General features: G+C 61.9%; 25 protein-coding genes. 11 read left to right on the top strand and 14 right to left on the bottom strand.

Going from position 1 to position 20838, the window contains the following annotated elements; genetic code table 11:
- Window positions 1-173: 173 nt before the first annotated feature.
- On the bottom strand, window positions 174-692 hold the full coding sequence (locus AC5ZGW_RS23940) for an arsenate-mycothiol transferase ArsC (protein WP_245474694.1): 519 nt from the start codon (window positions 690-692) through the stop codon (window positions 174-176).
- 277 nt (window positions 693-969) lie between these two features.
- On the opposite strand from AC5ZGW_RS23940, the gene AC5ZGW_RS23935 reads away from it, so the two are divergent.
- The 3 genes from AC5ZGW_RS23935 to AC5ZGW_RS23925 all read left to right on the top strand — a co-directional run bounded on the left by AC5ZGW_RS23935 (window position 970) and on the right by AC5ZGW_RS23925 (window position 2096).
- Window positions 970-1215 carry an H-NS histone family protein gene (locus tag AC5ZGW_RS23935; RefSeq protein ID WP_463328029.1) on the top strand — a complete coding sequence of 82 codons (246 nt, stop codon included), beginning with the start codon at window positions 970-972 and terminating at the stop codon, window positions 1213-1215.
- Window positions 1216-1544: 329 nt separating this feature from the next.
- A complete protein-coding gene (locus AC5ZGW_RS23930; protein WP_245474693.1) occupies window positions 1545-1811 on the top strand; it encodes a hypothetical protein in 267 nt (88 codons plus the stop codon).
- Between the two features lie 144 nt (window positions 1812-1955).
- Window positions 1956-2096 (top strand): hypothetical protein, encoded by a 141-nt coding sequence (locus tag AC5ZGW_RS23925; RefSeq protein ID WP_165435194.1) that lies wholly within the window; start codon window positions 1956-1958, stop codon window positions 2094-2096.
- Window positions 2097-2422: 326 nt separating this feature from the next.
- Here the strand turns inward: AC5ZGW_RS23925 and AC5ZGW_RS23920 are convergent, their stop codons facing one another.
- The 3 genes from AC5ZGW_RS23920 to AC5ZGW_RS23910 all read right to left on the bottom strand — a co-directional run bounded on the left by AC5ZGW_RS23920 (window position 2423) and on the right by AC5ZGW_RS23910 (window position 4438).
- On the bottom strand, window positions 2423-3544 hold the full coding sequence (locus AC5ZGW_RS23920) for a helix-turn-helix transcriptional regulator (protein WP_028166818.1): 1122 nt from the start codon (window positions 3542-3544) through the stop codon (window positions 2423-2425).
- 377 nt (window positions 3545-3921) lie between these two features.
- The gene (locus AC5ZGW_RS23915) at window positions 3922-4155 is read right to left on the bottom strand and encodes a hypothetical protein (RefSeq protein ID WP_028166817.1); all 234 of its coding nucleotides are present in this window, start codon (window positions 4153-4155) and stop codon (window positions 3922-3924) included.
- A 106-nt stretch (window positions 4156-4261) separates the two neighbouring features.
- On the bottom strand, window positions 4262-4438 hold the full coding sequence (locus tag AC5ZGW_RS23910) for a hypothetical protein (protein ID WP_165435193.1): 177 nt from the start codon (window positions 4436-4438) through the stop codon (window positions 4262-4264).
- Between the two features lie 208 nt (window positions 4439-4646).
- On the opposite strand from AC5ZGW_RS23910, the gene AC5ZGW_RS23905 reads away from it, so the two are divergent.
- Together AC5ZGW_RS23905 and AC5ZGW_RS23900 are read left to right on the top strand one after the other, a co-directional pair.
- Entirely contained in the window at window positions 4647-4862 is a 216-nt protein-coding gene (locus AC5ZGW_RS23905) for a hypothetical protein (protein ID WP_130225726.1), read from the top strand.
- A gap of 216 nt (window positions 4863-5078) precedes the next feature.
- Window positions 5079-5435 carry a DUF6481 family protein gene (locus AC5ZGW_RS23900; RefSeq protein ID WP_130225725.1) on the top strand — a complete coding sequence of 119 codons (357 nt, stop codon included), beginning with the start codon at window positions 5079-5081 and terminating at the stop codon, window positions 5433-5435.
- A gap of 110 nt (window positions 5436-5545) precedes the next feature.
- Here the strand turns inward: AC5ZGW_RS23900 and AC5ZGW_RS23895 are convergent, their stop codons facing one another.
- From AC5ZGW_RS23895 to AC5ZGW_RS23875, 5 genes are all read right to left on the bottom strand, one after another.
- Entirely contained in the window at window positions 5546-5791 is a 246-nt protein-coding gene (locus AC5ZGW_RS23895; protein WP_130225724.1) for a pentapeptide MXKDX repeat protein, read from the bottom strand.
- 761 nt (window positions 5792-6552) lie between these two features.
- Window positions 6553-6780, bottom strand: a complete 228-nt coding sequence (locus AC5ZGW_RS23890; RefSeq protein ID WP_130225722.1) for a hypothetical protein — start codon at window positions 6778-6780, stop codon at window positions 6553-6555.
- A 329-nt stretch (window positions 6781-7109) separates the two neighbouring features.
- Entirely contained in the window at window positions 7110-7349 is a 240-nt protein-coding gene (locus AC5ZGW_RS23885) for a hypothetical protein (protein ID WP_130225720.1), read from the bottom strand.
- Between the two features lie 294 nt (window positions 7350-7643).
- On the bottom strand, window positions 7644-8009 hold the full coding sequence (locus AC5ZGW_RS23880) for a response regulator (protein WP_245474692.1): 366 nt from the start codon (window positions 8007-8009) through the stop codon (window positions 7644-7646).
- A gap of 16 nt (window positions 8010-8025) precedes the next feature.
- Window positions 8026-9015, bottom strand: coding sequence for a sensor histidine kinase (locus tag AC5ZGW_RS23875; protein WP_130225719.1), 990 nt, complete (start codon window positions 9013-9015; stop codon window positions 8026-8028).
- 1300 nt (window positions 9016-10315) lie between these two features.
- Here AC5ZGW_RS23875 and AC5ZGW_RS23870 point away from each other — a divergent pair.
- From AC5ZGW_RS23870 to AC5ZGW_RS23860, 3 genes are read left to right on the top strand one after another with little or no spacing between them, the layout of a single operon-like run.
- A complete protein-coding gene (locus AC5ZGW_RS23870) occupies window positions 10316-11338 on the top strand; it encodes a TRAP transporter substrate-binding protein (protein WP_130225717.1) in 1023 nt (340 codons plus the stop codon).
- Window positions 11335-11889 (top strand): TRAP transporter small permease, encoded by a 555-nt coding sequence (locus AC5ZGW_RS23865; protein WP_130225716.1) that lies wholly within the window; start codon window positions 11335-11337, stop codon window positions 11887-11889. Before AC5ZGW_RS23870 ends, AC5ZGW_RS23865 begins: the two co-directional genes overlap by 4 nt.
- Complete coding sequence (locus AC5ZGW_RS23860; protein ID WP_130225715.1) at window positions 11886-13244, top strand: TRAP transporter large permease; 1359 nt, start codon at window positions 11886-11888, stop codon at window positions 13242-13244. Before AC5ZGW_RS23865 ends, AC5ZGW_RS23860 begins: the two co-directional genes overlap by 4 nt.
- Before the next feature lie 194 nt (window positions 13245-13438).
- On the opposite strand, the gene AC5ZGW_RS23855 is transcribed toward AC5ZGW_RS23860, so the two are convergent.
- From AC5ZGW_RS23855 to AC5ZGW_RS23845, 3 genes are read right to left on the bottom strand one after another with little or no spacing between them, the layout of a single operon-like run.
- Window positions 13439-14338 carry a hydroxymethylglutaryl-CoA lyase gene (locus AC5ZGW_RS23855; protein WP_130225714.1) on the bottom strand — a complete coding sequence of 300 codons (900 nt, stop codon included), beginning with the start codon at window positions 14336-14338 and terminating at the stop codon, window positions 13439-13441.
- Window positions 14338-16344, bottom strand: coding sequence for an acetyl/propionyl/methylcrotonyl-CoA carboxylase subunit alpha (locus AC5ZGW_RS23850; protein ID WP_130225713.1), 2007 nt, complete (start codon window positions 16342-16344; stop codon window positions 14338-14340). Before AC5ZGW_RS23850 ends, AC5ZGW_RS23855 begins: the two co-directional genes overlap by 1 nt.
- A gap of 2 nt (window positions 16345-16346) precedes the next feature.
- Window positions 16347-17951 carry a carboxyl transferase domain-containing protein gene (locus tag AC5ZGW_RS23845; protein ID WP_130225712.1) on the bottom strand — a complete coding sequence of 535 codons (1605 nt, stop codon included), beginning with the start codon at window positions 17949-17951 and terminating at the stop codon, window positions 16347-16349.
- 320 nt (window positions 17952-18271) lie between these two features.
- Here AC5ZGW_RS23845 and AC5ZGW_RS23840 point away from each other — a divergent pair, with 320 nt between their 5' ends.
- Window positions 18272-18922, top strand: coding sequence for a TetR/AcrR family transcriptional regulator (locus AC5ZGW_RS23840; RefSeq protein ID WP_130225711.1), 651 nt, complete (start codon window positions 18272-18274; stop codon window positions 18920-18922).
- Window positions 18923-18948: 26 nt separating this feature from the next.
- Window positions 18949-19422, top strand: a complete 474-nt coding sequence (locus AC5ZGW_RS23835; RefSeq protein WP_130225710.1) for an Lrp/AsnC family transcriptional regulator — start codon at window positions 18949-18951, stop codon at window positions 19420-19422.
- On the opposite strand, the gene AC5ZGW_RS23830 is transcribed toward AC5ZGW_RS23835, so the two are convergent.
- Window positions 19419-19835, bottom strand: a complete 417-nt coding sequence (locus AC5ZGW_RS23830) for a MarR family winged helix-turn-helix transcriptional regulator (protein ID WP_130225709.1) — start codon at window positions 19833-19835, stop codon at window positions 19419-19421. The two genes, AC5ZGW_RS23835 and AC5ZGW_RS23830, sit on opposite strands and share 4 nt — an antisense overlap.
- 92 nt (window positions 19836-19927) lie before the next feature.
- On the opposite strand from AC5ZGW_RS23830, the gene AC5ZGW_RS23825 reads away from it, so the two are divergent.
- Window positions 19928-20380, top strand: a complete 453-nt coding sequence (locus AC5ZGW_RS23825; RefSeq protein WP_130225708.1) for a DUF2000 domain-containing protein — start codon at window positions 19928-19930, stop codon at window positions 20378-20380.
- 26 nt (window positions 20381-20406) lie between these two features.
- Here the strand turns inward: AC5ZGW_RS23825 and AC5ZGW_RS23820 are convergent, their stop codons facing one another.
- On the bottom strand, window positions 20407-20715 hold the full coding sequence (locus AC5ZGW_RS23820; protein ID WP_035691450.1) for an ETC complex I subunit: 309 nt from the start codon (window positions 20713-20715) through the stop codon (window positions 20407-20409).
- Window positions 20716-20838: the final 123 nt, after the last annotated feature.

The following is a 20838-nucleotide window of genomic DNA, read 5'->3' as shown; positions in this document are numbered from 1 at the left end:
AGCTCTTCACGCCCAAAGAATGCGCAAGCTACTTGGCAAACTCAGGATATGCACGAACCTAACTTCATCACGCTCTAGTCTTCCACACCCACGACGGCCGGCAGATCGATCTCCGTTAGGCTGCCTCCGACGACGGCTGCGCTACGCCTGACGATGAAGACGATCCGCGCCGTTCAGGACGCGCGCGCGTCCGAAAGCGAGCCCAATAGATCGTCGACGTGGCGGTCGATCAAGGCCAAGGCAATGGCAGGCTTGGCGACGTCTACGTCGTCCACATGCCAGTATCTCACTCTGTCCGCCATCTCCGGAAAACGCCGTTCGATGAGCGGCCGATGCTCTGCTTCCTTCAGCGCGATGATCAGATCCGCGCTCTCCAGGTCAGGCAGAGTGCAGGGTTGAGGGTACCGCAAGTTTCCGACCGGCCGGATGCCCCTGGCCTGCAGACCATCGAGAGCGAAAGGCGACATTGGGCCGACGTTGTCGGGCGATCCCCTTTCCGCGGCCCCTTTCGAGAAGGCGCGCCAGTTCAACTCGGCCAGCCCTGCGCGGTGATTGAATAGCTCTTCTGCAAACCGGCTGCGGTAATAATTGCCCGTGCACAGGAACAACAGATGATGAGCCATCGCGAAAGAATCATGAGCTGAGAGAGAGCCGCCGTCCCGATTGATATCGATGGTCGCTTTCTTGCGCAATTGCGCGAGGGCTGCAGAAAGGTTCGCAAGGTACGAATTTGATCATCAAATCATCTTGCAGACGATGATGCACTCTTACACGGATTCGTCATTGTTGAGGCACGTTTTGTCGCAGCGTACCCAGCGGGAGGCGGGTGGATAATGAGCGATCATTATGAGGTTGGGATCGTGATGGAGTTATGTCATGAGACGAACCGAACTCAAGCGGATGAGTTCTGACCGTCTGTGGACGTTGCGTGTCGAACTCGCTGGCGTCCTGCGACAGAAGATTCTGTCGATGAAGGCGCAGTTGGAAGATCGTCTGAGGAAGCTGCGGGTCCCCGCTTCGGCGCATCGGCCATATCCGGAGATACAGCCCAAGTACCGTAATCCTGATCAGCCATCGGAAACCTGGGCTGGTCGAGGCAAGAAGCCGCGGTGGCTGGTCGCGCAGCTGAGGTTGGGAAAACGGATCGAGGATTTCAGAATCAAGGTGCGGAAAAAGAGCCGGATCGCCGACGGCCTGGCGCGCGTCGGCAGGTAGTGTCCGCCGGGCGAGGAACGAAACCGCGGGGCCAGCGTCGAATCCCAGCCTCCGGTCGAACGCCCCCTACCCCCACCGGCCGGAGGAAAACCTCCAAGGTTGGCGGCCCCAGCGCACCCTGGGGCCGTTTGATGAGTAGCGCGCTCGGGCGAGACGTCTTCCGGGGCAAGGCTCCGCGGCTCGCGCGACCGCTGGAGAGGCACGCGGGAGGCGCTTTGGCATGGTTAATCCCTCGTTGCCGAATTTGGCAAAGGTCTTGCTAATCGCTGCTCCGACACTGCAGCCCCCGACGAGGCTGCGCCGAGTTGGATCAAGCGGGAGCAATGCCCATGGGTGCCGCGTCTCAGACTGGGAATTCCAGCATCACCGCGTTACGTGACGTCATCGTCATCCAGACGATGCTCAAGGATCTGCAAAGGTCTGTCCGGATCCTCGATTGCGATATCGCGACGGAGGAAGCCTCCGGAGGGGTCAGCAACGCTGCGGACCCGCGATATCCGCTGCTCGCCAGAACGCTCTCGACGCGACGGGACAATCTCAAATCGACCATCCGGGCGCTGAGCGACCGCCTGGGCCAACTGACGGCAACGGCGTAGCCCCCCTGTTCGGGTGGATAGGCGGGCTGCCGGTTATTGGCGGCCAGAGAAGATGGGCAGGTTTGCGTCCAGTGCGCCTTGCTGGCGGCGCCGGCATGCCTTAAGGCGGCTCGCAGATTCCCGTCCGCGATTCACTGGAACTCGATGAGAAAACTGCTTGTCACGCTCTCGGCTGCCCTTCTGGTGGGGGCCTGCCTGCTGGTACTCCGGAACGAACTGCACGCAAGGCCCGCCACGCAGTGCGGCTTCTGGGGCGAGATGGAAGCCGGAATGTCCTGCCGGTGAATTCGCCGCCGTTTTCGGCCTTGGAACAATGGCCTGAATTGGGGCAGAGCTGACGCGAGCGGCGAAGATCAATGCCGCCGCGTGGTTTGGCCCCGCCAACCACGCCCCGAGCAAAACCCGGGCGCGCCAATTCCCAAAGCTTGGTCTCGTTGCCATCGTCGGAGGTGAGGCGCTGCTGGCCCCGGCCTCACCCGACCGTCGGTCATGCTGATCTCTTCACCGGTCGCGGGCGCGCCGACATTCCCCAAATGGGAACTGTCCGATGATTTTCTCTGGCGTTCGAGGGCGATACGGCCGGCCTGCCGGGCCTTGCGCCGGCAACCGGGCTATCTGAGCACCAGCCGCGCCAATAGCGCCGCCAGTTCGCCTTGCCGCGACACGCCCACCTTGGAGAACACGCGCTTGAGGATGGTCCGGGCGCTCTCCTCGGTGATGCCGAGCTTGTCGGCGGCGTCGCGCGGCGACTGGCCGGTGCCGACCAGCGCCGTCACCCTGGCCTCGCCCAGCGTCAGGCCGAGCACATCGCGGATCAGCGACGGGTCCGGTGGGCTGCTGTTGTCGGGGTCGACGACAAGGATGAGCAGCCTGGCCTGGGTCAGGAACTGGTTGATGCTGTTGGCCGCCATCGAGACCGGCAGGACATAGAGCGCAAGCGGCCGTCCCGACGTCCGCCGGTGCACGATGATCGGCTTTTCGCCAGCCAGAACATCCTCGGCGCGGTACGCCGCGAGACGTTTCATCGCCGCGGAGGCCGGCGAATTCAGCGCCAGCGATCCCGCGGCAAGCTTCTCCTCCACGATCTCGAGCCCATCCCCGAGCAGCGACTCCGCCTTCGGGTTGGAGAAGATCACGCGGCCGACCGAATCGAGCACAAAGACCCCGGTTCCCAACCTCGCGAGCGCGGCGCCGAGGCCAAGCTTGCTTAGTTCGGAGTCCATCAGGCGAATGCCAAGGCGAAGCGAGCGCTCGACGTGACGGCCGAGTTGGGCCACGAGATCGAGCTCGGCGTCGCTATAGACCGGCTTGCTGCTCGCGCGCTGGATGCTCATCGCCACCTCGATCTTCGCATCCGGCGAGACCGTTGCGGCGGCGAAATATTTCAGGCCGTGTTTCCGAAGCAGCTCGGAATAGAAGGGGTCGGTTGCGATGTCCTCGTCGGAGACGACGTCGCGGTCGGTCAGGACATCACGATTGAAGAAATAGCCGCGCTCGCGCGCACGGATCGCGCGGATATCCCGAAACGTCCACTCGCGCATGTATTCTTCCGCGATCACATCGAGCGAGGCGGACTGGATGGCGCCAAAACTTCCGTCGTCCCTGCCATAGAGCAGGATAGCGCCGACATCGTCGAGGCAATCGGCAATGCTCTGCAGGGCCACCGGCCAATGCGACGGCTCCGCCGCGGATTGATAGATGGCGTCGATGGCCTTCAGCAGATGATGCGACATTGAACCGACAAACCGAATGACGAGTGAACGCGTGGCAATCAATCACGAGGATTGAATGCCCCGCACAACGCATTTGGATGTCAGGAAACGATAACGGGCAAGTCCGTACGATCACGGCCTTTGCATGGGTAAGCGCAACCACTGACGGCCGATCGCGGTCAGCCATCCCGTGAGGCGCAAATTACTGCTTATCGGACGGAAAACTCCAAGAGTGTCGAACGCCAGTCGCTTCGTGCAATGCACGCACTAGACCACGAAAGCCCGCCTCGCGCCAACGCGGGAAGGTCCGCGCGAATCTCAGGGTATAGCGGTCACGTCCGCGGTTATGTTGCGGCGGTCACACGCGATGCGTGCTGACCTGTCGATCAACGGGAAGCCTAACCGGGCGACGGCTGCTCCGCGTGCGCACGCGCGCGCTCCGGCCTTGCATCCCTGGTGCAGGTCGTCATGACAAAGGCGATGCGGCTGCATTGCCACCCCGGCCCGAGCGCCGCGCTCGCCACCGTCTCCTGAGAGAGGCTGCCGGCTGACAGGAGCGCCACGCCAAGGCCGATCACGACGATGGCGGCCAGCAGCGCTAATCCCTTGCGGCTATAGAGTTGGTGGATCATGCGATCGTTCCTGTTCAGTTTGCGCGGAGCATAGGACCTCGTCGCCCCTCTTCCTGTGATCGGAATCACAGTCGCCCCGCGGCGTTTTAGCGCTGGCGCCGGCCGCTTATTGCGCCGGCTGGATCACGTTGCAGTTGGTCCGCCCGGACATCAGGCAGTCCTGCATCTTGCTCGCCGCGGTCAGCTCGCGCGCCAGCCACAAGCCCGCTGCCAGCATCGCGGCCGCAATCAAGAGACCGGCAATCGCGCCGCGGCGGCTGCCGCCTCCCCTCGGGTCTGTCATGATCGTGTCGGTTCCCGCACCGTCACCGCAGAAGAGATCGTGGTTGCAGTAGCTGCTTCGCAAGTGCCCGTGTGATCACAACAACTTCAGATCACATCTGCAAAGCCTGGGCATAAGTGTCGCAAATCCGTTGCGCGCGTCCCCGCGCTGCTCAACACTGCGCGCCTTCAGGGAAGCGCGTGTGCGGAGCGTGCCATGGGTAAACAACATGGGTAAACAAGAAACGGGCTACGACTATCATCGCTACAAGAAACTGCTGGCGGAAGCGGTCGACGAGAGCAAGCGGCTCGAATTGATCCAGCTCCTGATCCACGAGAAAGCCCGGGACAAGTTAGAAGCGCAGCGGACCTCCGATCGCGTGGCCATGACGGCGCAGACGGTCGCCAGGGTGCTGGGAACCTCCCGCCACCGCGACAGCTTCTAGGTCGCGTAGAATTTTAGCGAAGTTCGACGCGCATCGCCGTGTTACTCTCGGGGGGTAGGCTCACTTCTCCCGCGCGCACATTGCTGGCTACGGATAGCTCCCCCATTTGGCATGCCAAATTGGACGCTGGCATTTTGCCCCGGGTTCACTTATGTGCTGTGCCGAACCCGATTTTCATCATTCCTCCAACCAGCAGTGAAGATAACAAGGCTCTCTATGAGCGGCTTCAAGGAACCGAACTTTTCCGACCGCCAGAAGGCTGCGCAGCAGTCCCGGCAGAACATTTTGCAAAAATTCCGTTCCCGTCCCGGGCCCGATGATCCCGCGGTGCAGGCGCGCGCCGCCGAGCGCGCGGCACTTGCCGCCAACCGGGAGCAGGCAAGGCTTGCGCGGGAAGCAGCCAAGGCCGAGCAGAAGCGCCTTGAGGAAGAGGCTGCCGCCGCCGACGCGGCACGAATCGCCCGCGAGAAAGAAGAGGAAATCGCGCGGCTGGCCGCGCTCGAGGCCGAACAGAAGGCCAAGCGCGACGCGCGCTACGCCGCCCGCAAGGAGCGCGGCAAGAAAAAGAGGTGACGCTTTGCTGCGACACCATCGAGACCAGCAAAGCTTGCCCTCGATACTCGATGTAAAAGGACTCTCCGCGAGAAGCGCTCGCGGTGAGTCCTTCTCAGACGAGACGGCGATCAGTTCTTCTTCATGCCGTCGTCTTTCTTCATCGCATCGTCCTTCTTCATCATCCCGTCGCTTTTCTTCATGCCGTCATGCTTCGACATGGCGTCCTTGGACATGGCATCCTTGGACATCGTGTCTTTCTTCATGGTGTCCTCCTTGCCCATCTTGTCCTGGGCAAAGGCTGCGGGCGAGAGCCCAACGCTGAGGGCAACGAGAGCGGCGGAGACGCCGAGGCCGATACGGGTCGAGAAGGTCATGGTGGTCATCCTTGTTGGGTTGATCATGGAGCGACGTCTGCCGCTCTCCCCTCGACGTGGCCAAAACGGCCCTTGTTACCCCGTCACAAAGTCTTGAAGCGGTGTGCAGACTGGCGCGCTGCCTGAAAATCGCAGTGTCGGTGGTTCGATTCCGCCCTGGGCACCATAAAATCAATGGCTTAGCGATACACAGCTAGGCCGGTTAGACAGTTTCCGTCTCGGGTTAGACATTTATGTTCTCGATTTGAGTGGGTCGAGTTTTTTGATCACCTGATTTCTCTGCCTCAAGGCATCATGGAAAATTCATTCTTCGACGAGGTTCCCTTTTCGTCCAGTTTCCTCCATAGTTCGGCATGGCAAAAGCAAAAGTGAGCTTCAAACCAGTTCGCAAATCTGAGGGCGACTGGGCTATTATCGCCGAGTACCCGGGCGCAGAAGCCCGAGAGATAACGGGCTTCACGAGCAAAGCCGATATTGACGATTGGATGAATGGAGAGCGTCGTATCGCTTGGCTCCGATCACAGGGCTACGCGAAGTGACTCGATATCTCATTCCTTCAGCTATCGCGTCGGTCTGACGCTTCTGGCTTGCGCTGAAGGTCTGGCTGTCACCTCTGCTCTTAGCAACTGCCCCAACCAAAGCCGCCACTCTCGCTGGTGGCCGAGGTAGTTTTATCAACTCGCTTTCAAGTTGGCAGTAGCGGTTTAAATCGCCATCGGCGCTATAAGGCGATGCGGCCATGATCAATGAGTGTTAGGATCTTACGCAAACGGCGGTATCTCGACCAGCGTTCCGATCAATCGCAACAATGCTTGTTGTTCGGGTCCCTTGCCGTCACGCAAGAACTCCCCCAACTCGACGTGAGATAACCGGCCACCAGAGGGCGCATTGGGCTGGTGGATGATGAAAGCGTAACCGTTTGTCGGCTCGCGTGCGATGAACCATGCGTCGCCATTTGGGCTACGATAGAGCTCCCGCCGGTCTGACATTTTTCCTCCTAGCTGCCTCCCGATACTGTCGGAGGCCGATGGACGCATGCGGCAATGATGCGGAGATCATTGAAAATACGAAAGCTGATCTTCCGTAACGACGCGCTCGATCTTCTCGGACTTGCATTTGATACGGTACCTAAGTCGTCCATCGGACTCGATGGGCATATGCTGTACGATAGTGTAAATCATCGGCGGATCAGTTGCGGCGCGTCCTTGTGGCCCTTGAGGTTGATGACGAACATCTTCATTTAGCTTATAGGCGTGTGACATGTTTTTACCTCAACGTTTACCGATCTATTTGGCCTCTTGTGTACTAGGCGGAATGTCTAGTCCTCAAGAATGGATTTCGTGGCCTCGAAAACTTGTTCCGCGGTGCCCTTGATCGTGCCCTTCGCCCAGGCCTGAAACACGGTGACGTAGGCGTTCTTGTACGCCTCTTCGTCTGCAGAGAAGTAGACTTCGTCGGTGGCGGTATCCAAGACAAGCGCCCCTGTATCGATGCAAATTTCCTCGATCAGTACCAGGCGTTCTTCTTGCTCGGCCAGATGACGTTTTACAATGCTCATTGAATCTCCTGCTTTGCATCCATCATACAACGTTCCGGATGCACCCGCGCCTATTGAACATGTCGATGTAGTCGGAAGAGCGATACCCTTGCCTCGAATTGAACCAGCTATCCGCCTAATATGTAAACATCTCCCGGCCTAAGCTTCAGCTCCTCGAACAGCCTTTTCTGCTCTTGCGTCAGGGGTTGAACCACGAGTTCAGCCGTCCAGCCTGCCGGTCCCGAATGGCCCGAAGCCGAAGTCCTCCTAGCTCTCGTGAGGCCAATGCGACCGAGAGCGCCAGAAGGGACAAGCTCACGCCCCGTCTAGTGCGTCACGAAGAGCCTTCAGGAGAAATTCGGGTCTCCACGATTTCCCCACATTGACAGCATCTCGCAGGACTGGATGGGCTTGGAGGTCGGCCGCGGCGTAGCCGCTGGCAAGAATGAACGGCACAGACATCGCCTTGAGCATTTCCGCGACGGGAGTGATCCATTGTCCGACCAAGTTGACGTCGAGGATGGCAGCGTCGGGCCTTTCAGCCTTCAACTGCTCCAAAGCGCTGTCAATATCTGGGACCGGACCGATGACGCGGTATCCCGCAGTCCTCAACTCAGTGTCGAGCTCCAATGCGATGAGGTACTCGTCTTCGACAACCAATATTTGGGGAGCGTCGTGCACGATGTGTCCCCGGGGTTCAAGGCTCCACAGGCGCGGTGATGTGAACCCTTAAACCGGTTGGCTCATACTTCAGTTCCACGGTGCCGCGTAAGCCCTGCACGGCGCTGAGATTGATCAGCCTTGAGCCGAAGCCGGAGCGAGTTGGTGGAGTGACGGGCGGGCCGTTTTCCTCTCCCCACTTGATGTGGAGGAAGGTCTTGCCCTGCTCTTCCGACGTGCGCCAGCTCAGGTTTACGAGCCCTCCCGGCCTGGAGAACGCTCCATACTTCCAGGCGTTGGTGACGAGTTCATGCAGAATGAGGCTCATCGGCACGACTTGCGGCGGCTTGAGTCGCACTGCCGGTCCGGCGATCACCCGGTATCGCTCTGGACCCGCGGCCTTCAACGATTGCTCCACCAGGGCACTCAGATCGGCTTCAGCGCCGCCCGCGAGGGCGAGGGTCTCGGCTTCGGCCACAGCATGGAAGCGCCCCAAGAAGGCGTCACGGTACTCCTTGGCTGACCGTCCCTCCACCTCAGTCTGATTGGCGAGAGAGCGCACGATCCCGAGAAGGTTCTTCATCCGGTGGCGCGTTTCCGCGAGGAGAATGTCTTTTTGAACGTCGCTGTGCCGTCTGTCGGTCACGTCCTCGAACAGGATCAGGATGCTCGTGCTGTTATTGTCGGGGTGAACCAAACGGCGCGCGCTGACCAGCATTGTGCGGGGACCGATGGTCGGGAATTCCCCCGTTACTTCGTAGCCGACGACAGCGGTAGACCGGGGAATGATCTCGCTAACAAGGCGTCTGAGTTCCGGTATGTCCCATTGACCGTTACCGAGGTCGAACAGACTGCGCCCAACGGTGTCATCCCGTGCCACCCTGAAGGTTTCATAGAAGCCGCGATTGGCCGTGAGGACACAACCAGTCTGGTCAAGCACCAGGAGGGGCTCCTCCAGGGTATCAACGATCCCTTGCGCCTGGACGTGCTCGCTGCGCAGGAGCCGGTACAAATCTTCCAGATGCATACTTGCCGCTCACCTCAGAAGAGTTCGCCGCCACCTTAGTAGGGCGCGTATTCGTCCACAACGGTCGGGTCAGCCGGTTGGGGGTATCGGTTGCTGCTCCGTCCTCGGTCAAACCGGCTGCCCACCTTATTGACCTAGTTCCATTTTTCTCATTGCAGCCAATTTTGCCGTTTGGGTGCATAAACAAGCATGCCGGAAGCTCATCACCGATCCTGCCAATGCGGAGCGGTCTATAGCCGAAGCGAGGCAATGGCCCCAGGTCGGCAGATTGCCAGCTTCGAGTGCTCGGTTTGCGGGACGACCATGGAATCGTGGAACAGTGCGTGGGTACCCACGTATCGTTTGATTGCGGGTCCAGTTCGACTTCCCGGTCGCAATTAGCTTTGCAACTCGCATCGGGCTGCCGGATTAGCCAAGCATGGCAGAGTCGTTCGGAAATTCCTTCACTGTCGTTGAAGTGACCTCAGACGACGCGTCGGCTGCGAAGCAGATGTGGGTAGCATTCGCCAAACCGAGCCAGGCGTTGACGCTGGTGCTCGCGGCTGTTCCTGAAGGTTGGACAGCTGAAATTGTATCGGCAGTTCTTACCCAACAGCAGCACAGGCTTTTGGAGGGACGCAACCTCAAGCCTGGGGAGGTATACAGGCTCGCGCCAGAGCGAGCCCCTTGCTAATCCAAGTTCCGAACTAACATTTGTTGCAGAGACCTCGCCTTATACACGGCATTTTCTCTGGATCACCGCGCGGGCGGTGGCATCAGTTGGTGATGAGAACGCCCGACGGCGCTCCCGCTTAGTCAAACGTGGGAGGCGCGTTATGATCATCCAGCGGCGTCGTTTGAAGCAACAGATCACCTTGGAGGATCGTCTTTCGTTGTGGGCGAAAGCCATCCAAGAGCAGGCACGCAACTGCCACATGGCCCGAGCGCGGGCGTGATCAAAAAGCTCGGCAGGTGATGTGGCAGCGCACCTTCACGGCTGGGCCTGCCGTCACGTGACGGCGCAGGCTGGCCCGACGGTTAGACTAATCCGACGTAACTCGTTGATTTTCGTTAGCTGATTAGACAGTTTGTATTCTCTAACGCACTGTTATCACCGAAAAAAATGAGCCTGAAAATCAGGCGCTCGCCCCGCACTGTGCAGTGCAGCAACGCCTACCCAGGTGTGACGCTTTGGCGCCAAGCGCCCAAGCCGCCTCAAACTATCAGCCTAGAGAAAATTCTGGCAAATTCGCCTAAATGCGGCCCTCAAGTTCCGCCTTATCGCCAAACAAGAACAGCTTTTGCCAATGGGAGAAACTTTATGCTCACTCGCCGTCACCTTTTTGCCACGGCGCTTGCCGCGCCCGCGGTGCTGCGCTTCGGCGTCGGAACCGCTCATGCCGCGACCACGCTGAAAGTCTCGCACCAGTTCCCCGGCGGCACCATCGACAAGGGCGATTTTCGCGACCGGCTGTGCCGGATGTTCGCCGCTGAGGTGGCGAAGCGCTCGGGCGGCGAGATCGCTGCCGAAGTCTATCCGAATTCCTCGCTGATCAAGACCAATGCGCAGTTCTCGGCCATGCGCAAGGGCGCGCTCGATATCAGCCTCTACCCGATGCCCTATGCCGGGGGCGAACTGCCGGAGACCAATATCGGCCTGATGCCGGGCCTGGTCACGACCTACGACCAAGGCCTGCGCTGGAAGAAGGAACCGGTCGGCAAGGCGCTCTCCGACTTCCTGGCGGATAAGGGCATCATCCTCCTGACCTGGGTCTGGCAGGCCGGCGGCGTCGCCAGCCGCTCCAAGCCGATCGTGGCGCCCGAGGACGCCAAGGGCATGAAGGTGCGCGGCGGCTCGCGCGAAATGGACATGGTGCTGCAGACGGCCGGCGCGGCCGTGCTGTCGGTGCCCTCCAACGAGCTTTATGCTGCGATGCAGACCGGTGCCTGCGACGCCGGCATCACCTCCTCCACCAGCCTGATCTCGTTCCGCCTGGAGGAAGTCGCGAAATCGCTGACCTCCGGCGCCGGCACCTCCTACTGGTTCATGCTGGAGCCCCTCATGATGTCGAAAGCGATCTTCGACAAGCTGCCGAAGAAGCAGCAGGACGTCATCCTTGCGGTCGGCGCGGAGCTCGAGGCCTTCGGCAAGAAGGGCGCGCAGGACGACGATGTCGAGGTCGCCAAGGTCTACGAGAAGGCCGGGGCAAAGGTCAGCGCGCTTGACGCAGTCACCGTCAACAAGTGGCGCGACATTGCGCGCGATACCGCCTGGAAGGACTATGGTGCTAAAACCGCGACGGCAGCTAATCTGTTGAAGCTCGCAAGCGACGTCGCCGCATGATGCATGGTCCGGTCGCGGATCAAGCCGAACGCCAGACCGCCGTCACGGGCAATGCACTCGTGGCAGCGCTGTCGCGCGGGCTTGGCATCTGCAACAACATCATCGTCGTCTTCGCCTCCATCGCGCTGATCGCGGCCTGCGTGATCCTGAGCTACAGCGTGCTCGGCCGCGCGCTGTTTCATAGCCCGAACTACTGGCAGGACGAGGCCGCGGTATTCCTCCTGGTCGGCGCGACCTTCATGACGGCGGCCTATGTGCAGGCCCAGCGCGGCCATGTCAGCATCGAGGCCTTCGTCGGGCTGATGTCGCCGCTCGCAAATCGCATTAGGCTGTGGCTGGTCGATGTCGCAAGCCTGGCCTTCTGTGCCTTCTTTGCCTGGAAATCCTGGACGTTGGCGCATGAAGCCTATGTCGATGGCCAAGTCTCGAACTCGATGTGGTCGCCGCCGCTTGCGATCCCCTACGTGCTGATGGCGCTGGGTATGTCGCTGCTGTGCCTGCAGCTCCTGCTGCAGATCATCATTCCCATGATGGGTGGTGCGCGCCGATGACTGTACTTGGGATCGGCATCAGCTACGGGCTTGCCACCCTGTTTGCGATGTTCTCGGGCATGCCCATTGCGTTTGCTTTGGGCGCAGTCGCCGTCGTGTTCATGGCGATCTACATGCCGACGGCCTCGCTCGATACCGTGACGCAGAACGTCTACGAGGAGATGGCCTCGATCACGCTCTTGTCGATCCCGCTGTTCATCCTGAAGGGCGCGGCGATCGGCAAATCCCGCGCGGGCCAGGATCTCTATTCGGCGCTGCACGCCTGGTTGCACCGCGTGCCCGGCGGGCTCGGGGTTGCCAACGTGTTCGCCTGCGCGCTGTTTGCCGCGATGGCGGGATCCTCGCCGGCGACCTGCTCGGCGATCGGCTCGGCCGGCATCCCCGAGATGCGCAAGCGCGGCTATTCCGGCGGCTTTGCCGCAGGGATCATCGCCGCCGGCGGCACGCTCGGCATCCTGCTGCCGCCCTCGATCACCATGATCCTGTTCGCAGTCGCGGCGGAGAAATCGCTGGGGCGCCTGTTCCTCGCCGGCATCGGACCGGGCCTGTTGCTGGTGACGCTGTTCGGCATCTACGCGATGTTCCGTTTCCGCAAGGAGTATGCGGCCGCGCGCGCCGCCTATGACGCGACCGGTGCTGATGCCGCGATCCTGCAGCGCGACGAGTTCACGATGGCCGACCGCTTCAACGCGCTGCCGCGGGTGCTGCCGTTCGTGCTGCTCCTGACCGGCGTGATGATCGCGCTCTATGGCGGCTACGCGACGCCGTCGGAGACCGCCGGCCTCGGCGGGCTGTTGGCGCTCGGGCTGATCGCGGTGATCTATAGCGTCTGGAAGCCGAGCGAGCTCGAGCCGATCCTGAAATCCACCATCCGCGAGTCGACCATGCTGATGATGATCATCGGCATGTCGCTGCTCTATTCCTACGTGATGAGCTATCTGCACATCTCGCAGTCGGCCGCGGAGGCGATCGTCGCGATGCACCTGCCGCGCTGGGAATTGCTCGTGGCGATCCTCCTCATGGTGATCGTGCTCGGCTTCTTCCTGCCGCCGGTCTCGATCATCCTGATGACCGCGCCGATCATCCTGCCGCCGCTCCGCGCCGCCAATTTCGACATCATCTGGTTCGGCGTGGTGATGACCATCGTGATGGAAATGGGCCTGATCCATCCGCCGGTCGGATTGAACATCTTCGTCATCCGCAACGTCGCGCCCGATATTCCCTTGAGCGAGGTGATCTGGGGCACGCTGCCGTTCGTGCTCCTGATGATGCTGGCGGTGCTGTTGCTCTGCTTCTTCCCGGGAATCTCGACGTGGCTGCCGGATCTCGTGATGGGGCCGGAGAGCGTGCGGTAACTTTCATCCGTCATTGCGAGCGAAGCGAAGCAATCCATCTCGCCGCTTGCGCCAGTGGCGGCAATGGATTGCTTCGCTTCGCTCGCAATGACGGCAATCAATTGTAGGGTGGGCAAAGCGGAGCGTGCCCACCACTTCTTGCGGAGGGCGGATGGCGGATGGCGGGCACGCTTCGCTTTGCCCACCCTGCGAAGCTAGCGTTTCTTCTTCGCGTTCAGCGCGTTGGCGACGCGGCTTACCGGCGGACGGCCGAGCAAACGGCTCACTTCGTTGGTTGCGGCGAGCAGCTTGTCAATATCGACGCCGATTTTGATGCCCATGCCCTCGAGCATGTAAACGACGTCCTCGGTCGCGACATTGCCGGTGGCGCCGGGTGCATAGGGGCAGCCGCCGAGGCCGCCGGCGGCGGAATCGATGACTCGGACGCCCTCCTCCATGCCGGCGTAGAGGCTGGCGAGCGCCTGGCCGTAGGTGTCGTGGAAATGCATCGCGAGGTTTTGTGCCGGTACCTCGCCGGCGACCGCTCGCATCAGGTGCCGCGCCTTGACCGGCGTGCCGACGCCGATGGTGTCGCCTAACGATATCTCATAGCAGCCGAGATCCCACAGCGTCCTGGCAACGTCGACGACCGCCTGCGGCTTCACCTCGCCGTCGAAGGGGCAGCCGAGCACGCAGGAGATATAGCCGCGCACCTTGATGCCGTCGGCCTTGGCACGCGCCAGCACCGGCTTGAAGCGCTCGATCGATTCCGCGACCGAGCAATTGATGTTGGCGCGCGAGAAACCTTCGGAGGCCGAGGCGAACACCGCGATCACCTTGGCGCCGGCGGCCTGCGAGGCCTCATAGCCCTTCTCGTTCGGCACCAGCACGTGGAATTCGCCGGGAAGATGGCTGACGCCGCGCAGCACCTCGGCCGATCCCACCATCTGCGGGACCGCCTTCGGCGACACGAAGGCGCCGACCTCGACGATCGGCAAGCCGGCGCCGATCAGTCGCTCGATGAAGGCGATCCGATCGGCGACGCTGATCGGCGTCTTCTCGTTCTGCAGCCCGTCGCGCGGGCCGACCTCGACGATGCGGACGGGCTCGCTCATCACGCGGCCACCGGCTCGACTTCGGCGAGCTCGACGCCCTCGCCGACGATATCGCCCACCTTGCATTTCAGCTTCTTCAGCACGCCGGCATACGGCGCGCGCAACGTCTGTTCCATCTTCATCACTTCCAATGTCAGGATCGCCGCGCCCTTCTCCAACATCGCGCCCTCTTCGGCAAGCAGGGCGACAACGGTGCCCGGCAGCGGCGCGACGATTTTGTCCTCGCCGACCTGCTCCTCGGTCTCGCCGCCGAACGGATCGACCCAGTGCAGGTCGAAGCGGCCGTTGCGGGTCCGCAAATAGAGCTCGTGACCTTCGATCACGGCCACCACACCGGATTTCGTGCCATCAAGCGTCAGATCAAAGCCCTCATCCGCGGACGGCGCCAGCGCCAGCGCGAACGTGCGATCGCCGACCGACACCGTCGACGGCCCGTTGCCGTAGCGCAGCGTCACCTTCTGTTCCGCGCCCTGCCCCTGCCGGAACGAAAACACCCGCTGCCGTTGGCCGACCGGCATCCAGCCGAAGGTCTGCCACGGCGAATGCGCCTCCTTCCGTGCAGCCTTCTGCTCCTCATTCAAGATCGCAGCGACCGCGGCGCACAGCTCGAACGCACCGGCAGCCCCACGTTCTGCGGCCAGGCTCTTCAGTTCGCGCTCAATGAAGCCGGTATCGATGGCATTCGCAACCACAGCAGGATGCGTCACCAGCGCCGACAGGAACGGGATGTTGGTGACGATGCCGCGGACGTCGGTTTCTTCCAGCCCGCGATTGAGCTTCTCGATCGCGATCTCGCGCGTCGGCGCCCACGCGATCACCTTTGCGAGCATCGCGTCATAATACGGCGAGACGTTGTCGCCGCTGCGATAGCCGGCATCGATGCGCAAACCGTCGCCCTCCTCCGGCGTGCGCCAGGTCTTGATGCGTCCGACCGACGGCATGAAATTCTTCTGCGGATTTTCCGCATAGACCCGCGCCTCGATGGCGTGGCCGTTCAGCTTGATTTCGTTCTGGGTTAGCGGCAGCTTCTCGCCGAAGGCGACGCGGAGTTGCCATTCCACGAGATCGACGCCGGTGATCAGTTCGGTGACGGGATGCTCGACCTGCAGGCGCGTGTTCATCTCGATGAAGAACACGTCCCTGCCATCGGAGACGAATTCGATGGTGCCGGCGCCCACGTAATTGACAGCCGCGGCCGCCTTTCGCGCGGCGGCGCAGACGGTCTCGCGCTGGGTGGCATTCAGTGTCGGCGACGGCGCTTCCTCGATCACCTTCTGGTGCCGGCGCTGCAGTGTGCATTCGCGCTCCCATAGCGAGAGCAGATTGCCATGGCTGTCGCCGATGATCTGCACCTCGATATGGCGCGGGTTCTGGACGTATTTCTCGATCAGCATGCGGTCGTCGCCGAATGCCGCCTTGGCCTCGCGCTTGGCGCTGATGATTGCAGCCGACAGCTCGGCTGCTGAATTGACCACCCGCATGCCGCGGCCGCCGCCGCCGGCCGAGGCCTTCACCAGCACCGGGAAACCGATACGCTCCGCGGCATTCGCCAGAGTGGCCTCGTCCTGCGCCTCGCCGTGATAGCCGGGCACCAGCGGCACATCCGCCTTCTCCATCAGCGCCTTGGAGCCGGATTTCGAGCCCATCGCGTTCATCATCTCGGCCGTCGGGCCGACGAACACCAACCCTGCCTCGAAGCAGGCTTGTGCGAATTCCGCGTTCTCGGACAAGAAGCCGTAGCCGGGATGAACAGCCTCGGCCCCGGTCTCGCGCGCCGCTTCGATCACGCGCTGGATGTTGAGATAGCTGTCGCGCGCCCGGGCCGGGCCCAGCAGCACGGCCTCGTCGGCGAACGCGACATGCAGGGCATCGCGGTCGGCCTCGGAATAAACCGCGACGGTGCGCAGGCCCATGGCCTTGGCGGTGCGGATCACGCGGCAAGCGATCTCGCCGCGGTTGGCGATCAGCAGGGTGCGAAAACGCCGGTAGAGCTTTGAGCGGTCCATCGTCACATCCTGAACAGGCCGAACTTCGTCGGCTCGATCGGCGCATTGGCGGCGGCCGATAGCCCGAGGCCGAGCACAAGGCGCGTGTCGGCGGGATCGATCACGCCGTCGTCCCAGAGCCGGGCGGTCGCGTAATAGGGATTGCCCTGGCTCTCATATTGCGCGCGGATGGGCGCACGGAACTTCTGCTCTTCCTCCGCCGACCAGGTGTCGCCCTTGGCTTCGATATTGTCGCGCCGGACCTGGCTCAGCACCATCGAGGCCTGCTCGCCGCCCATCACGGAGATGCGCGCATTCGGCCACAGCCAGAGGAAGCGCGGGCTGTAGGCGCGGCCGCACATGCCGTAATTGCCGGCGCCATACGAGCCGCCGATCACGACGGTGAATTTCGGCACGCCGGCGGTCGCCACCGCAGTGACGAGCTTGGCACCGTCGCGCGCGATGCCGCCGGCCTCGTATTTCTTGCCGACCATGAAGCCGGTGATGTTCTGCAGGAACACCAGCGGAATGCCGCGCTGGCAGCACAGCTCGATGAAATGCGCGCCCTTCAGCGAGCTCTCGCTGAACAGGATGCCGTTGTTGGCGATGATGCCAACCGGGAAGCCCCAGATATGGGCAAAGCCGCAGATCAGCGTGGTGCCATAAAGCCGCTTGAACTCGTCGAACTCGGAGCCATCGACGATCCGCGCGATGATGTCGTGAACGTCGAACGGCTTGCGACCGTCGGAGGAGACCACGCCATAGATCTCCTCGGCCGGATAAAGCGGCTCCCGCGGCTCGCGCATGTTGAGCGCGGCGCGCGCCGGCGGCTTCAATGTGGCGACGATACGCCGGGCGATGCCGATCGCGTGCGCATCGTTCTGCGCGTAGTGGTCGGTGACGCCGGACTGCCGCGAATGCACGTCCGCACCGCCGAGTTCTTCCGCGGTGACGACCTCGCCGGTCGCGGCCTTCACCAATGGCGGGCCGCCAAGGAAGATCGTCCCCTGATTGCGTACGATGATGCTCTCGTCCGACATCGCCGGCACATAGGCGCCGCCGGCGGTGCAGGAGCCCATCACGATCGCGATCTGTGGGATGCCCGCGGCCGACATCTGCGCCTGGTTGTAGAAGATGCGGCCGAAGTGGCGCTCGTCCGGGAATATCTCGTCCTGCAACGGCAGGAAGGCGCCCCCGGAATCGACCAGGTAGACGCAAGGCAGATTGTTCTGCCGCGCGATATCCTGGGCGCGCAGGTGCTTCTTCACCGTCATCGGGTAATAGGTGCCGCCCTTGATGGTGGCATCATTGGCGACGATGATGCATTCGCGGCCCGAGATGCGTCCCACCCCGGTGATCACGCTCGCCGAATGCACGTCGCCGCCATAGAGGCCATTGGCCGCGAGCGGCGACAATTCCAGGAATGCGGTGCCGGGATCGACCAGGAGGTCGACGCGGTCGCGCGCCAGCATCTTGCCGCGCGAGGTATGCCTGATACGGGACGCCTCGCCCCCGCCGCCCGCAACCTGGCTCAGCTTGTCGCGGAGCTCGGCCACCAGGCCGCGCATCACCTCGGCATTGCCGGAAAATTCCTGGGATTTGGGATCGATCGTGGAATGAAGCTGCATGTTGCGCTTTTCTGCCGCGTGTTTCGACAATCTTCAAACTAGAATATCGCGGCTCATCGCGCGATAGGGCCCGCCACTCAAGCCGGATGATTCCCGCCTTGCGAAATTGACCACTGCCGCCGGTTTCGACGCCATGATTCCTCCCGTCGCTATGGATCCTATATCGAAACGATCATACGTTTTTTTATCATCCTCTCAAGAGGCTCAACATTGAGCGATTACCAAGGTTATAGCACGTTGATTTCGCTTGATTTTCCGACTATAAACATACGATCGTTCGCTAGTTTCCCGCTCTTTCTAACGCTCCCGCGAGGGTCCCGATGGCGCGCACGATCGGCTCACACGGTCCAACGACGCTGGAGGCGATCCGCAAAGCCGGAACGCGCCTGATCTTCGAGCATGGCTATGAGGCCATGAGCCTGCGCCAGCTCGCCGCCGAGGTCGGCATCCAAGCGGGCTCGCTCTACAACCACATCAGCACCAAACAGGAATTGCTGTTCGACCTGGTGCAGCACCATATCAACGAGCTGCTGCGCCAGCTCGATCTTGCGCTCGACGGCAAGAGCGGTCCGGAGGAAAAAATCCGCGCCTTCGTTGCCTTCCACGTCAGCTATCACATGACGCGCAAGCGCGAGGTCTACATCGCCAATTCCGAGCTGCGCAGCCTGGAGCCGAAGAATTATGCGGCGGTGATCGCCTTGCGCGAGGCTTATGAGCGGCGCCTTGCCGACATCCTCGAGGAAGGTGTTGCGCAGGGCGTCTTCGAATTGGTGGATGTGCAGGTCGCGACCTTTGCGATCCTGGCGATGCTGACCGGGCCCTGCACCTGGTATCGTCCCGGCGGCCGGCTCTCGAAGGAAGCCATCATCGCCACCCATGAAAAGCTGGTGCTGTCGGGCATTGCGCCGCAGGCGGCCACTCCCCCTGCCCGCGTCAGCCGTAGGGCAACCCGGCGTGTCGCCGCAGGATAATTCGTTCGTCAACGCACGAGGCATTCATGACGGAGCGCGCCGAGCTCGACGAGATCGACCGGAAGATTTTGTCCGAGCTTCAGCAGGACGGCCGGCTGCGCTACAACGATCTGGCGCAGCGGGTTGGCATCTCCGCGCCGGCCTGCCTGCGCCGCGTCCGTGTGCTGCGTAGCCGCGGCGTGATCAGGGACGTCCGTGCGAGCCTTGACGAGCGGACGCTCGGTTACGAGGTGGTGTCCTTTGTCCTGATACAGTTGACCAGCCAGAACCAGGCCACGCTGGAGGCGTTCGAGGCATCGATCGCCCGCCTGCCCCTGGTGCAGCAGTGCTGGCGCATTTCAGGCGAGGCAGACTTCCTGCTCAAATGCGTGGCAACCGGTGTTCAGGGCATGCACCAGCAGCTCCTGCAGTTCTCGGCGATGGCTGAGGTGCGCACCATCAGGAGCTTTCCGGTGCTCGGCGTCTCCAAGGACGCACCGCTGCCGCTCCCGCTTCCCTAGCCAGACGTACCAACTTTGCGCAGCATGCGGTGGAAGCGCGGCCAATCCTTGCCGAGGAGTTCCACGACTTCGGCATTGAGCTTTTCCATCGCGGAATCCAGCGGGGCTCGCAGCGCCCGCCCGCGATCGGTCAGGTAGAGATGGTAGATGCGCCGGTCGCTCTCATCGGCGTGGCGCCTGATCAGACCCGAGCGCTCGAGCCGGTCTATGACGCCGGTCATGGTCGCGCTGTCGATCACAAGGCGCGCGCCGAGCTCGGCCGCCGTCTGCGCGTCCTTTTCCCAGAGCACGCATAGCGCGGCGTACTGCACCGGCGTCACATCGTGCTCGGCCAGCAATTCCTTGGCGCGCCGTGTCACCCGCTGCTGCGCCTTTCCGAGCAGGAAGCTGATGCAGTCCTCGATCTTGTCCATCGTTCCCTTACAGCCGCCGGGGCGTTCTGGGTTGACGTTTTTCACGCACGCATGTTACTTGTGTACAAGTTACTTGTACAGCGGGGTTGGTGATGTCGCATCCTGCCGATCGCAATGCCGAGGAAGGCGCGTCCGAGCCGCAACGCTGCGTGGCGGTGATCGATGCGGGGTTGCCGCTTGGCAAGGCCGCCAACGCCGCCGCCGTGATGGCCCTGACGATGGGCGCCCGCCACCCTCACCTCGTCGGCGATGCGCTGATCGATGCCGCGGGCAATCCCCATGCGGGACTGATCCCGATCGGAATTCCCGTGCTGGGCGCGCCGAAGGAGGATTTGCCGCGAATCCGGCAGAAGGCGGCCGAGGCGGGAATTGAGATCGTCGACTTCCCCGTGCAGGGACAAGAGACCAACGACTACGGCGAATTCCGGCGCATGATGAGCGGCCTTGCGCCGGATAGCATCGAATATCTCGGGATCATGCTGTTCGGCACGAGGAAGCGGGTCGGCCGCATCGTCGGCAAATATTCGCTGCTACGGGCGCTGTGAGAGCACGCTTACATGCTGCTAGTTAGTTAGTGCGTCCAGGGCTCGCCGCGGCGGAACGAGAAATTGTCGGCATAGGCGATCTGCCGGTGCAGCGATTCCTTCGGCTCGAGCACCTGGTAGGGGATGCCCTTGCGTTCGCAATAGGCGATCGCCTCTTCCTTGGTCTGGAAGCGCAGCGTGAGCTGCTGCTTCATGTCGCCGGACGAGGTCCAGCCCATCAGGGGTTCAACCATCCGCGGCTGTTCCGGCTCGTAATCGAGCTGCCATTCCCTGGTCTTGGCACGCCCCGATTGCATCGCGTTTTTGGCGGGCTTAAAAATGCGAGCTGTCGTCATGGATCGTCGAACCTTCGGGGATTGTGCGACATGGAGCGTGTGGAGGGAACGCCCGGGATAGTATACAGACACCTTTCACGGATGTGATGGGTGATTCCTGAACCCGGATGTTACCTTTCCGTC

The organism is Bradyrhizobium sp. Crot121, assembly GCF_059512385.1.
Note: the sequence above shows the minus strand (reverse complement) of the source record. Positions and strands in the feature narration are given on the sequence as shown.